We start from the raw sequence: 13,516 nt of genomic DNA, 5'->3' as shown, positions 1-13,516 counted from the left end.
GACCCCATGCCGAACTCAGAAGTGAAACGCCGTAGCGCCGATGGTAGTGTGGGGTCTCCCCATGCGAGAGTAGGGAACTGCCAGGCATCAAATAAGTGGAAAGCCCTGTACTGACGTACAGGGCTTTTTGCTATGGGAAATTTGGGTAATTATGTTCGCTTATTGCTCTATTAGCTGCGAAATTCAGTGTTCAGAAGTATCCTCCTTATCGCTCACCAACTCTTTTTCCCGATCCTATATAACTAAACCCTCTAAATTAATAACTGAAGCTGAAACATTTTCACTTACTGCATGCAGGCTCGACATCTTGATTAAAACCCGTTATCTTCGGCTATCTAGAAGTCTAAACGTATAAATGGATGCAGTGAGGAAGTTGTTATGCCGATCCGGGTACCAGACGAATTACCAGCCGTGAATTTCCTGCGCAATGAGAATGTCTTTGTCATGACATCATCACGCGCGAAAACACAGGAGATCCGTCCCCTTAAGGTGCTGGTTCTTAACCTGATGCCGAAGAAAATTGAGACTGAAAATCAGTTTTTACGACTGCTTTCCAACTCTCCTCTGCAAATTGATGTGCAGCTGCTGCGTATTGATAGTCGCGAATCTAAAAACACCCCCGCCGAGCACCTCAATAACTTCTATTGTGACTTTGAAGATATTCAGCATGACAACTACGATGGTCTGATTGTCACCGGCGCGCCCCTGGGATTGGTTGATTTTTGCGATGTGGCGTACTGGCCTGAAATTGAACGGGTTATTCACTGGGCGAAAGAACACGTGACATCAACGCTGTTTGTTTGCTGGGCGGTACAGGCTGCGCTGAATGTGCTTTACGGCCTGCCTAAAATGACCCGTGAAGCGAAGTTATCAGGTGTGTATCCGCATCAGACGCTGCAACCGCTGGCGTTACTGACCCGTGGCTTCGATGAATCTTTCCTGGCACCGCATTCGCGCTATGCAGACTTCCCGGCAGACGTGCTTCGCCAGCATACAGATCTGGATATTTTCGCTGAATCCGAGGAGGCCGGTGCCTATCTCTTTGCCACAAAGGATAAGCGGATGGCTTTCGTGACCGGACACCCTGAATATGATGCAGGGACACTGGCCGGAGAGTATTTGCGGGACGTGGCTGCCGGTTTGTCGCCTGAAATGCCGTACAACTATTTCCCGCAGGATAATGCCGAACTGGCACCCAAAGCGACCTGGCGTAGCCACGGACACTTGCTGTTTACTAACTGGCTGAACTATTACGTTTATCAGATCACACCGTTTGATCTGCGCCAGATGAATCCCACACTCGAGTAAATCCTCTTTCCGTTTTCTGCAGACGATCTCCCCGGTCGTCTGCTTATCTTTCTTTCCCTACGATCCTTTTCTCTGAGCCGCAATCCTTCATCTCTTATTTCTCAAATGCGAAATCCGTTACCATTTTATGGAAAATTTATTCCTTCTTATCTTATTGATTAAAAATGGAACTTTTTAATTTAAAAAATAAAATGGAAATCGTTTTTGATTTTATGAAATCCCTGATTACGCTTAACTCTATCGGGCAATAAATAACCAGAGAAAAAAAGCCTCAAAATAATGAGTGCGTCTCGGGTGAGTTTTCGACCGTAACAGCATCTGTTCAGTGAGGCGGTCTGGCAGATTAGGCAGATAAATCAGGAGAAGAGTGATGTCAGAGCAAATTACCCGCAATCAGCTTGGCTTTACGCGCCGTTTTGGTGAAAACGAGGCACAGATTCTGACTGAAGAAGCCGTAGATTTCTTGTCCGAGCTGGTTGTGCGTTTTACCCCACTGCGTAACCGTTTACTGGCCGATCGTATTGCCGTCCAGCAGAAGATAGATCAGGGTGTGTTACCGGATTTTATTTCGGAAACACATTCCATTAAAAATGCAGACTGGAAAATACGGGGCATCCCTGCTGATCTGCTGGATCGACGGGTAGAAATTACCGGGCCTGTCGAACGTAAGATGGTCATCAATGCGCTCAATGCCAATGTAAAAGTCTTCATGGCGGACTTTGAGGACTCTCTGGCTCCGGACTGGCAGAAAGTGATTGAAGGGCAGATCAACTTACGCGATGCGGTAAACGGGACGATCAGCTACACCAACGAATCCGGAAAAATTTATCAGCTCAAACCTGACCCGGCCGTTTTGGTGTGCCGTGTCCGTGGCCTGCACTTACCTGAAAAACATGTGAACTGGCAGGGAGAGGCGATTCCCGGTTCGCTGTTCGATTTCGCGTTGTACTTCTTCCACAACTATCGCGCTTTGCTGGCAAAAGGCAGCGGTCCCTATTTCTATCTGCCCAAAATGCAGTCCTGTCACGAGGCCGACTGGTGGAGTCAGGTCTTCAGTTTTGCTGAAGATTATGCAGGATTATCCCGTGGCACAATCAAAGCGACCGTGCTGATTGAAACCCTGCCCGCTGTATTCCAGATGGACGAAATTCTTTATCACCTGCGTGATCATATCGTCGGCCTGAACTGCGGCCGCTGGGATTACATCTTCAGCTATATCAAAACATTAAAAAATCATGCTGATCGCGTATTACCCGATCGCCAGTCTGTGACCATGACGCAACCCTTCCTCAGTGCGTACTCGCGGCTGCTGATCAAAACCTGCCATCGCCGTGGCGCATTTGCGATGGGTGGCATGGCGGCATTTATCCCCAGTAAAGATGTTAAGCGTAACGAATGGGTACTGAACAAAGTCCGCACAGACAAAGAGCTGGAGGCAAGTAACGGCCATGATGGCACCTGGATTGCGCACCCGGGGCTGGCCGATACGGTGCTGGAAGCATTCGATAATGCGCTGGGCAGCCGATCAAATCAGCTGGACGTGTTACGTGAAGAAGACACTGAAATCACCGCAGAGCAGTTGCTTGAACCTTGTGCCGGTGAGCGCACCGAAGAGGGCATGCGCGCCAATATCCGCGTTGCGGTGCAATACATCGAGGCCTGGATTTCAGGAAACGGCTGCGTCCCGATTTACGGTTTGATGGAAGATGCCGCCACGGCTGAAATCTCCCGCACGTCGATCTGGCAATGGATCCACCACGGCAAAACGCTCAGCGACGGACAACCCGTTACCAAACCCTTATTCCGCCGCATGCTGAATGAAGAAATGCTGGTCATCCGGCAGGAACTGGGCGAACAACGTTTCAGCGCAGGACGCTTCACACAAGCGGCTGCGCTGATGGAAAAAATTACCACGCAGGATGAGCTCATCGACTTCCTGACACTGCCGGGCTATCAGCTGCTGGCCTGATCCTTCTTATCCTACACATAAAAAGACCGGAGCATTTGCCATGAAAGCGACCCGTACTCAGCAAATTCAGCAGCTTGAAGAAACCTGGAACCAGCCACGCTGGAAAAATATCACCCGACCTTACACTGCGGCAGAAGTGATCAGCCTGCGCGGCTCGGTCAATCCCGAATGCACACTGGCACAGCACGGTGCCGCCCGTCTGTGGAATCTGCTGCACGGGGCCTCGCGTAAAGGGTATGTCAATTGTCTGGGCGCACTGACTGGCGGACAGGCATTGCAGCAGGCGAAAGCCGGTATTGAGGCCATTTATCTTTCCGGCTGGCAGGTGGCTGCCGATGCGAATACGGCTTCGAGTATGTACCCCGACCAGTCTTTATATCCGGTGAATTCGGTGCCTGAAGTGGTGGCGCGGATTAACAACACTTTCCGCCGCGCGGATCAGATTCAGTGGGCCAATAACATTGAACCGGGTCAGCCGGGCTATACCGATTATTTCCTGCCGATTGTGGCTGATGCAGAAGCGGGTTTTGGCGGCGTGCTCAATGCTTTTGAGCTGATGAAATCGATGATTGAAGCCGGTGCCGCAGCCGTTCACTTTGAAGATCAGCTTGCTGCCGTGAAGAAGTGCGGACATATGGGGGGCAAAGTTCTGGTACCCACACAGGAAGCCGTCCAGAAACTGGTATCGGCGCGGCTCGCCGCCGACGTGCTGGGTGTACCGACGTTGCTGGTGGCGCGTACCGATGCGGATGCCGCTGATTTACTGACGTCAGACTGCGACCCGTATGACAGCCAGTTTATTACCGGTGAAAGAACGCACGAAGGTTTCTACCGGACACACGCCGGGATTGAGCAGGCCATCAGCCGCGGGCTGGCGTATGCCCCGTATGCCGACGTCGTGTGGTGCGAAACCTCGACGCCTGATCTCAAACTGGCGCAGCGTTTCGCCGAGGCTATTCACGCCAAATTCCCGGGCAAACTGCTGGCATATAACTGCTCGCCATCGTTTAACTGGAAGAAAAATCTCGACGATCAGACCATCGCCAGTTTCCAGGATCAGCTGGCTGCGATGGGCTATCAGTACCAGTTCATCACGCTGGCGGGCATTCACAGCATGTGGTTCAACATGTTCGATCTTGCCCATGCTTATGCGCAGGGTGAGGGGATGAAGCACTACGTCGAAAAAGTGCAGGAGCCGGAATTTGCCGCCATCGGTCGCGGCTACACTTTTGCATCCCACCAGCAGGAAGTCGGAACCGGCTATTTCGACAAAGTCACCACCATCATTCAGGGCGGGCGTTCCTCGGTTACCGCGCTCACCGGCTCGACCGAAGAACAGCAGTTTTCCTCCACGTCACACTGATCCCCGGCAGGCCCGGTGAAAGCCGGGTCTTTTCCTCATGGAGCTGCCGCTATGCGTATAGAGCTGTTGATTGCGCAGACCATTTTGCAGGGATTTGACGCACAGTATGGCCGTTTTCTTGAGGTGACGGCAGGCGCCCAGCAACGCTTTGAAAATGCTGACTGGCCTGCCGTGCAGGCGGCGATGAAACAGCGTATTCATCTGTATGACCACCATGTCGGGCTGGTTGTCGCGCAGCTTAAATGCATCACCGGCCAGCACTTTTATGATGCCGCGTTTCTGGTCCGTATAAAGGAATGTTACTCCGGCCTGCTGCCTGACTATCCCCGTGCTGAAATTGCAGAAAGTTTCTTTAATTCAGTCTATTGCCGGATTTTTAAACACAGGGATCTGACGGCGGATAAACTCTTTATTTTCAGTGAACAATCCTCCCTGCGGCCGCATCATTGCGCACGTCCTCTGTCACGGCGGTATCCGGTTAACGGAACGCTTATCGTCACGCTGGCAAAAGTGCTGGGCGACCTTCCGGTGCGTTTAGCGTGGGAAGATGCGAATCGCGATGTGGATTATATTGCGACTGCCTTACAGCAACGCTTTTCTGCGACGTGGCTGGCGGATGCGGATATTGAGATCGCGACCGAGATTTTCTATCGCAATAAAGCCGCGTGGATCATCGGCAAAATCAGGGCCGGTTCACAGGTATTCCCACTGTTATTACCGGTGCATCTCAGCCATCAGAATCAGTTATTTGTGGATGCCTGTCTGACTGAGAGCAACGACGCCAGCATTGTTTTCGGCTTCGCCCGCTCGTACTTCATGGTGTATGCCCCGCAGCCTGGCGCGCTGGTGGAATGGTTGCGTGAGATTTTACCGGCCAAAACTACCGCTGAACTTTACAGCGCGATCGGTTGCCAGAAGCACGCAAAAACAGAATGTTACCGTGAGCACCTGCGCTTTATGGCACAAACCGACCAGCCTTTTATTATTGCGCCGGGCGTCAAAGGCATGGTGATGCTGGTATTTACCCTGCCCGGCAGTGACCGGGTGTTCAAAGTGATAAAGGATAATTTTGCCCCGCAAAAAGAAGTGACTGAAGCTCAGGTCATGGCCTGCTATCAGCTGGTGAAAGAACACGATCGCGTCGGGCGGATGGCCGATACCCAGGAGTTTGAGCACTTTGTTTTGCCGAAGAAAAACATCAGCCCGGAACTAATGGCAGAGCTTCAGCGCGAAGTCCCCGCTAAAATCGAAGATCTGGGGGACACTATTGCGCTCAGACATCTGTACATCGAACGGCGTATGACGCCGCTGAATTTATATCTGGAACAGGCCAGTGACGCGCAACTTCATGACGTGATTGAGGAATATGGCAACGCGATTAAACAGCTGGCAGCAGCGAACATCTTCCCCGGCGATATGTTGTTTAAGAATTTTGGTGTCACCCGTCATGGCCGCGTGGTGTTTTATGACTACGATGAAATCTGTTACATGACCGAAGTAAACTTCCGCGACATTCCCGCACCGCGATATCCTGAAGATGAACTGGCCAGCGAACCCTGGTACAGCATCGCACCCGGAGACGTTTTCCCGGAGGAGTTCCGGCATTTCTTATGCAGTGACAAACGTCTGGGCCAGATCTTTGAAGCATTACACGATGACCTGTTTTGCGCCGCTTACTGGCGTAATTTGCAACAACGCATCCGCGAAGGGCACGTTGAAGATGTCTTTGCTTATCGCCGCTCTCAGCGTTTCTGCCGCCGTTAAAACGCTTCATCATCCCGCCACACTCCGGCGGGATTGTCGTCTTTCTTTCAGTGTTTCCCGCCGCCGTACGCCTGCGTAATTTCTTTTGCTGCGTGGATCACCAGCGCGCCCAGCTCGGTCACGCGGTCATCGGTGATCCGCGAAACCGGACCCGAGATAGAAATCGCCGCATACGCATCGTTATGCTCGTCGTAAATGCAGGTCGCCACACAGCGCAAACCCAGCGCATGTTCTTCATCATCAAAGGCATAGCCGCGCTTGCGTGTATCCGCCAGCTCCTGTTTCAGGTTTGCCGGAGAGGTTTTCGTCAGCGGCGTATAGCTGTGCAAGCCAATCTTATGCAGCAGTTTTGCCAGACGTTCTTCCGGCAGCGTCGAAAGAAATGCTTTACCGGCCCCTGACGCATGCATTGGCAATTTGCCACCAATCGGCGCGGACATGCGCATCAGCGCATTGCACTGCACCTGATCGATGATGATCGCCTGATAGTCACTGTGATCCAGCACCGCCAGATTGACCGTTTCGCCGGATTCTTCCATCAGGCGGCGCAACATCGGATGCACCATTGCCAGTAAATTGCGGCTCTGCAGGAAGCTGCTGCCGACAACAAACGCATGCGAGCCAATGGTCCACAAGCCCAAATCGCCCACCTGACGAACAAACCCCTGCTGCTGCATGGTCGTCAGCAAACGGTGCGTGGTGGAATTGGGTAATCCTGCCTGCTGAGCCAGATCGGTCAGCGCCACGCTGCCCTGGGCTTCCGCGATATATTCCAGCAATTTCAGGCCACGTGTCAGGGACTGAACCTGCCCGGTAGCGGCGCTGCTGGTGGCGGCAGCGGCTTTGGTTTTCTTAGTACGTTTGGCCGGAGCTGAGACGGACGTTGCCATGAGCCTGTTCCTTGTAAGATGCGCCAAAAGCTGGCGAAGAAAAGTCATTTTTGGAATTGGTTTTCGTTTTTACAGTATGGATCGCAACCTGCCTTTGCGCTCATCCGATGTGTTGCATCGCATTTGCGGGATGTCTTCCCGAATTGAAAAAGTCTCACGTCGGCGCGGGCTTTTGGCTGAGGAAGGTATGCTAGGATGTTGACCATAATTTCCGGCGTATGAACGAACAATTTGCCGGGTGTGCGTGATGGGTGATGAGGTGAAAGTGACTAATCGAGTTGAGGCGCTACATAAGCAACTGGCACAGCGCATTTTGGTTCTGGACGGCGGCATGGGCACCATGATCCAAAGCTATCGTCTGGAAGAAGAAGATTACCGTGGCGAACGTTTTGCTGACTGGGAAAGCGATCTGAAAGGCAATAACGATCTTCTGGTGCTTTCCAGACCGGAAGTGATCATCGAGATCCACAACGGTTATCTTGCTGCTGGCGCGGATATCCTCGAAACCAACACTTTTAACTCCACCACGATTGCCATGGCTGACTACCATATGGAATCGCTGTCGGCGGAAATTAACTACGAAGCCGCACGTCTGGCGCGTCAGTGTGCCGATGAGTGGACCGCACGCACGCCGGATAAACCACGTTACGTCGCCGGGGTATTAGGCCCGACCAACCGTACGGCGTCGATCTCGCCTGATGTTAACGATCCGGCCTTCCGTAATGTGTCTTTCGATCAACTGGTCGAAGCTTACCGTGAATCGACCCGCGCGCTGATCGAAGGCGGTGCGGATCTGATCATGATCGAAACCGTCTTCGACACCCTCAATGCCAAAGCCGCGACGTTCGCGGTAGAAAGTGAATTCGAAGCGATGGGCATCGTGCTGCCGGTGATGGTTTCCGGCACCATTACCGATGCCTCCGGCCGTACATTGTCGGGGCAGACCACCGAAGCCTTTTATAACTCCCTGCGCCACGTTAAGCCCCTGACTTTTGGCCTGAACTGCGCCCTGGGGCCGGATGAACTACGTCAATATGTCGCTGAATTATCACGCATTGCAGAATGCTACGTGACCGCTCACCCGAACGCCGGTTTACCGAATGCCTTTGGTGAATACGATCTGGACGCCAAAGAAATGGCCGGGCACATTGCCGAATGGGCGCGCTCGGGCTTTCTGAATATTGTCGGTGGCTGTTGTGGCACCACGCCTGCGCATATCGCGGCGATGGTAAAAGCCGTAGAAGGCGTTCCGCCTCGTGTGTTGCCAACTCTTCCCGTTGCCTGCCGGCTGGCAGGTCTTGAACCGCTGACCATCGACCCGCAAACCTTGTTCGTCAACGTCGGCGAACGTACCAACGTCACCGGGTCGGCACGTTTCAAGCGACTGATTAAAGAAGAGAAGTATGCGGAAGCTCTGGCCGTAGCCCGTCAGCAGGTGGAAAGTGGCGCGCAGATCATCGACATCAACATGGATGAAGGGATGCTCGACGCCGAAGCGGCGATGGTGCGTTTCCTCAACCTGATTGCCGGTGAGCCGGATATCGCCCGCGTGCCGATCATGATTGACTCCTCCAAATGGGATGTCATCGAAAAAGGCCTGAAATGCATTCAAGGCAAAGGGATTGTTAACTCGATTTCCATGAAAGAAGGCGAGGAAGCCTTCCTGCACCATGCCCGTATGGTGCGCCGTTATGGCGCGGCCATGGTGGTCATGGCGTTCGATGAAACCGGACAGGCAGACACCCGCGCCCGCAAAATTGAAATCTGTCGTCGTGCCTACAAACTGCTGACGGAGAAAGTCGGCTTTCCGCCGGAAGACATCATTTTCGACCCGAATATTTTCGCAGTCGCCACCGGCATTGAAGAGCATAACAACTACGCCGTCGATTTCATCGAAGCCTGCGCCGATATCAAAGCAGAGTTGCCACACGCGCTGATTTCGGGCGGTGTTTCCAATGTTTCCTTCTCATTCCGTGGTAACGAACCCGTACGTGAAGCCATCCACGCCGTGTTCCTGTATCACGCCATCCGTAACGGTATGGATATGGGCATCGTCAACGCCGGTCAGTTGGCGATTTATGATGACTTACCGGCCGAACTGCGCGACGCCGTTGAAGATGTGATCCTCAACCGCCGCGACGATGGTACCGAACGTCTGCTGGAACTGGCAGAAAAATACCGGGGCAGCAAGGACGATGGCGAAGCGAATAAGCAGCAGGCGGAATGGCGCAGCTGGGAAGTCAAAAAACGCCTCGAATACTCGCTGGTCAAAGGCATCACTGAATTTATTGAGCTGGATACAGAAGAGTGCCGTCAGCTGGCCGCGCGTCCTATTGAAGTGATTGAAGGTCCGCTGATGGACGGCATGAACGTCGTCGGCGACCTGTTTGGTGCCGGTAAAATGTTCCTGCCACAGGTGGTGAAATCTGCACGCGTCATGAAACAGGCAGTGGCCTATCTTGAGCCGTACATCGAGGCCAGTAAGGAGAAGGGCCAGACCAACGGCAAAATTCTGCTCGCCACGGTAAAAGGCGATGTGCATGACATCGGCAAAAACATTGTCGGTGTGGTGCTGCAATGTAATAACTACGAGATTATTGATCTCGGCGTAATGGTGCCGACCGACAAAATTCTGAAAACCGCCATTGAAGAAAATGTCGATATCATCGGGCTTTCCGGGCTGATTACGCCGTCGCTCGACGAAATGGTCAACGTGGCGAAAGAGATGGAACGCCGCGGCTTCACCATGCCGTTGCTGATTGGTGGCGCGACCACATCGAAAGCGCACACCGCAGTTAAAATCGAACAAAATTACAGTGGCGCAACCTGCTATGTGCAAAACGCCTCGCGTTCTGTCGGCGTGGTCTCTGCGTTGCTGTCAAAAGATCAGCGTGACGCGTTTATCGAACGCACGCGCAAAGAGTACGACACCGTGCGTATCCAGCACGGCCGTAAAAAACCCCGCACACCGCCAGTCAGCCTTGAGGTGGCCCGCGACAACGCCACTGTGATTGACTGGGACGATTACACGCCGCCAGTGGCGCATCGTCTGGGTATTCAGAAAGTCGAAGCCAGCATTGAAACGCTGCGTAACTACATTGACTGGACGCCATTCTTTATGACCTGGTCGCTGGCCGGGAAATATCCGCGCATCCTGGAAGACGACGTGGTCGGCGAAGAAGCGAAGCGCCTGTTCAAAGATGCCAATGACCTGCTGGATAAGCTTTCCACAGAGAAATTGCTGAATCCGCGCGGTGTGGTCGGCCTGTTCCCGGCAAACCGCAAGGGCGACGACATCGAAATCTACAGCGACGAACGCCGTCAGGACGTGCTGGTCGTCAGTCATCATCTGCGTCAGCAAACCGAAAAAACGGATTTTGCCAACTACTGTCTGGCTGACTTTGTCGCACCGAAATCCAGCGGCAAAAAAGATTATCTGGGCGCGTTTGCCGTCACCGGCGGGCTGGAAGAAGACGCGCTGGCCGAGGCGTATGACAAGCAGCATGATGATTACAACAAGATCATGATCAAGGCGCTGGCTGATCGTCTGGCAGAAGCGTTCGCGGAATACCTGCATGAAAAAGTGCGTAAGGTGTACTGGGGTTTTGCGGCTAACGAGAACCTGAGTAACGAAGACCTGATCCGCGAAAATTATCAGGGGATACGTCCGGCTCCGGGCTATCCGGCCTGTCCTGAACATACCGAAAAAGGGCAAATCTGGAAGCTGCTGGATGTCGAAGCCAACACCGGTATGCAACTGACCGAGTCATTCGCTATGTGGCCGGGGGCGGCGGTATCGGGCTGGTACTTCAGTCATCCTGACAGCAAATACTTTGCCGTGGCGCAGATTCAGCGTGATCAGGTGGAGGATTACGCCGCGCGTAAAAATATGCCGGTCGCTGAAGTGGAACGCTGGCTGGCGCCAAATCTGGGCTACGACGCCGACTAACCTTTTCAATGCCCGTGAATTCACGGGCATGTCAGGTAACAGTGAAACCTTAAGCCTCCGGGCTCCGGAGGTGAAAACAGGCAGAAGAGTAAAGCGTCCGCGCCATGGATGGCGCGGTTCGAGCCATCAGGGATGATTTTACGGCGTCTTTACGATCTGCCTGTTTTCACGGATTCCGACATGCTTTCCTGAACCTTCTTCCGGTTTTCATCTTCCCTTTGCCTTCTTCCTGAAATCAACTCACTTCCACATCGATGTGCAGAGCGTCATAGCGCCAGTATTCCAGATCACAGTCGATGACCCGATCGTGCTGGTCGCGGTTGGTCCGTGTGATAAACAGAGCCGGACTGCCTGACGCTACGCGCAGCGCGTGTGAAGCCTCGCCGCTCAGCAATGTCGGCACCATATCGAACCGTACCCGCCCGTAATGAATATCATAACGAGATGCATACAAATCTGTCAGGGAGGCCGTGAGATCAGCGTCGAGAATGCCCTGAAAATACAACGGATTGAGATAGTGTTCGACATACAGTACCGGTCGGTTGTCGATATACCGCAACCGGCGGATGCAAATCACCTCGCTGTCTGGTGGTAACAGTAATTTCAGACACACCGCACGGCCGGCAATGCAGTGCTTCGCATCAATCACTTCGGTCTGGGCGCTGCGGCCCTGATCTTTCGCCATGGCGTGAAAGTGACTTCTTTGCAACGGGTTATAGATAATGCGCGGCGGGGAGACAAACCAGCCACGGCGCACTTCCCGGTAAATCAGCCCCTGTGCCTCAAGCTGGCTCAAGGCTTCCCGTAACGTGATCCGGGTAGTAGAAAATTGTTCACTTAACGCGCGCTCAGAAGGCAGCCTTCCCTCGGCAGAAAATGCCCCGGCTGCAATGCTTTCGCTCAATGCCTTGCAGATAACGGCAAGGGTGGTCTGCGCTTCACTCATCGGACAGCAAGCCTCATTTCAGTGCGTTTTTGCACCAATCCGACTCTTTATCGCGTAAATAATGTGCGCCTGTTAACAGCTGGAAGCTTAAAACTGCTGCTTTTTCGCTCTGACATATAATTATCACAATTGATCGTTAGATTGGCTTGGTTCTTGCTGGACTAGACCAGCATTTCACACACACTACCATCCGGAGCATCCGTTATGAAACAGTTGTTCGCTTCTGTGTTAACCAGCGCACTTGTCTTCTCCGCTTCATCGGCATTTGCCGCTGAACCTCCTGCTGAACTCCTGAAAGCGGCGCAAGCCGAAGGAACGGTAAACAGTGTCGGTATGCCTGATGACTGGGCGAACTGGAAAGCCACCTGGGCTGATCTGAGCACCAAATATGGCCTGAAGCACAGCGATACCGACATGAGCTCTGCTCAGGAAATCGCAAAGTTCCTGGCAGAGAAAGACAATGCCAGCGCCGATATTGGTGACGTGGGTGCTGCCTTTGGTCCGGTTGCTGTGCAAAAAGGCGTGACTCAGCCTTATAAACCCACCACCTGGGATCAGGTGCCAGACTGGGCGAAAGATAAAGACGGTATGTGGGCACTCGCTTACACCGGCACTATCGCGTTCATCATTGATAAATCTCAGGTTAAAGATGAGCCGCACAGCTGGGCGGATCTGCTGAAGAGCAAATACAAAGTGACAATCGGTGATGTGAGCACCGCCGCGCAGGCCGCAAACGGCGTGCTGGCAGCCACTTACGCCATGGGCGGAAATGAAAAAGATCTCAAGCCGGGTCTGGAATATTTCGGCAAACTGGCGAAAGCAGGGCGTCTGAGCCTGACTAACCCGGTGATTGCTTCTCTGGAAAAAGGTGAAGTGCAGGTGGGTGTGGTCTGGGACTTCAACGGTCTGAGCTATCGCGATAAAATTGATAAGACCCGCTTCGACGTGGTGATCCCTTCTGACGGCTCCATCACTTCCGGTTATACCACCATCATCAACAAATTCGCCAAACACCCGAATGCCGCCAAACTGGCGCGTGAATACATCTTCTCTGATGCCGGTCAGATCAACTTAGCGCAGGGTTATGCCCGTCCGATCCGTGCGGACCACATCACCCTGCCGGACGACGCAAAAGCCAAACTGCTGCCATCCGGTGAATACAAAAATGCGCACCCGATTGCCGATCCCGCTGCCTGGGATAAGAGCGCAAAAACCTTGCCTCGCCTGTGGCAGGAAAACGTCATGATCAATATGCAGCAGTAATGACCTAAACAAATAAGAAACACCGGGCAGCGAACGCATTGATTAATCACAACACCTGTACGAA

The 13,516-nt window shown here is 53.0% G+C and carries 8 protein-coding genes and 1 rRNA gene; 7 read left to right on the top strand and 2 right to left on the bottom strand.

Translation table 11 applies throughout. From position 1 onward, the window contains the following. From rrf to aceK, 5 genes are all read left to right on the top strand, one after another. Positions 1 to 86: ribosomal RNA gene (gene rrf, locus EDF78_RS19050) — 5S ribosomal RNA — on the top strand; the annotation flags it as partial. Between the two features lie 292 nt (positions 87 to 378). Then, positions 379 to 1,308 (top strand): homoserine O-succinyltransferase, encoded by a 930-nt coding sequence (gene metA / locus EDF78_RS19045; RefSeq protein ID WP_095924300.1) that lies wholly within the window; start codon positions 379 to 381, stop codon positions 1,306 to 1,308. Positions 1,309 to 1,678: 370 nt separating this feature from the next. Next, on the top strand, positions 1,679 to 3,277 hold the full coding sequence (gene aceB / locus EDF78_RS19040; RefSeq protein WP_133823664.1) for a malate synthase A: 1,599 nt from the start codon (positions 1,679 to 1,681) through the stop codon (positions 3,275 to 3,277). Between the two features lie 40 nt (positions 3,278 to 3,317). After that, complete coding sequence (aceA, locus tag EDF78_RS19035) at positions 3,318 to 4,640, top strand: isocitrate lyase (RefSeq protein WP_133823663.1); 1,323 nt, start codon at positions 3,318 to 3,320, stop codon at positions 4,638 to 4,640. A 51-nt stretch (positions 4,641 to 4,691) separates the two neighbouring features. Further along, a complete protein-coding gene (aceK, locus tag EDF78_RS19030) occupies positions 4,692 to 6,404 on the top strand; it encodes a bifunctional isocitrate dehydrogenase kinase/phosphatase (RefSeq protein WP_119823733.1) in 1,713 nt (570 codons plus the stop codon). A gap of 47 nt (positions 6,405 to 6,451) precedes the next feature. Here the strand turns inward: aceK and iclR are convergent, their stop codons facing one another. Beyond that, on the bottom strand, positions 6,452 to 7,294 hold the full coding sequence (gene iclR / locus EDF78_RS19025) for a glyoxylate bypass operon transcriptional repressor IclR (RefSeq protein ID WP_095924304.1): 843 nt from the start codon (positions 7,292 to 7,294) through the stop codon (positions 6,452 to 6,454). Between the two features lie 247 nt (positions 7,295 to 7,541). On the opposite strand from iclR, the gene metH reads away from it, so the two are divergent. Beyond that, positions 7,542 to 11,243, top strand: a complete 3,702-nt coding sequence (gene metH, locus EDF78_RS19020; RefSeq protein WP_133823662.1) for a methionine synthase — start codon at positions 7,542 to 7,544, stop codon at positions 11,241 to 11,243. 235 nt (positions 11,244 to 11,478) lie between these two features. Here the strand turns inward: metH and EDF78_RS19015 are convergent, their stop codons facing one another. Then, on the bottom strand, positions 11,479 to 12,189 hold the full coding sequence (locus tag EDF78_RS19015; protein ID WP_131694012.1) for a UTRA domain-containing protein: 711 nt from the start codon (positions 12,187 to 12,189) through the stop codon (positions 11,479 to 11,481). Between the two features lie 204 nt (positions 12,190 to 12,393). Between EDF78_RS19015 and EDF78_RS19010 the strand changes: the two genes are divergently transcribed. Next, positions 12,394 to 13,452 (top strand): ABC transporter substrate-binding protein, encoded by a 1,059-nt coding sequence (locus EDF78_RS19010; protein ID WP_095924307.1) that lies wholly within the window; start codon positions 12,394 to 12,396, stop codon positions 13,450 to 13,452. Positions 13,453 to 13,516 lie beyond the last annotated feature (64 nt).

The organism is Rahnella sp. BIGb0236 (genome assembly GCF_004364755.1).
In the GTDB taxonomy this organism is placed as follows: domain Bacteria; phylum Pseudomonadota; class Gammaproteobacteria; order Enterobacterales; family Enterobacteriaceae; genus Rahnella; species Rahnella victoriana.
This window is presented reverse-complemented; position numbering and strand designations above follow the sequence as displayed.

Bases quoted from the DNA above. Each gene is read 5' to 3' on its own strand.
- metA (WP_095924300.1), top strand. From the start codon at position 379: ATGCCGATCCGGGTACCAGACGAATTACCAGCCGTGAATTTCCTGCGC.
- aceB (WP_133823664.1), top strand. From the start codon at position 1,679: ATGTCAGAGCAAATTACCCGCAATCAGCTTGGCTTTACGCGCCGTTTT.
- aceA (WP_133823663.1), top strand. From the start codon at position 3,318: ATGAAAGCGACCCGTACTCAGCAAATTCAGCAGCTTGAAGAAACCTGG.
- aceK (WP_119823733.1), top strand. From the start codon at position 4,692: ATGCGTATAGAGCTGTTGATTGCGCAGACCATTTTGCAGGGATTTGAC.
- iclR (WP_095924304.1), bottom strand. From the start codon at position 7,294: ATGGCAACGTCCGTCTCAGCTCCGGCCAAACGTACTAAGAAAACCAAA.
- metH (WP_133823662.1), top strand. From the start codon at position 7,542: ATGGGTGATGAGGTGAAAGTGACTAATCGAGTTGAGGCGCTACATAAG.
- EDF78_RS19015 (WP_131694012.1), bottom strand. From the start codon at position 12,189: ATGAGTGAAGCGCAGACCACCCTTGCCGTTATCTGCAAGGCATTGAGC.
- EDF78_RS19010 (WP_095924307.1), top strand. From the start codon at position 12,394: ATGAAACAGTTGTTCGCTTCTGTGTTAACCAGCGCACTTGTCTTCTCC.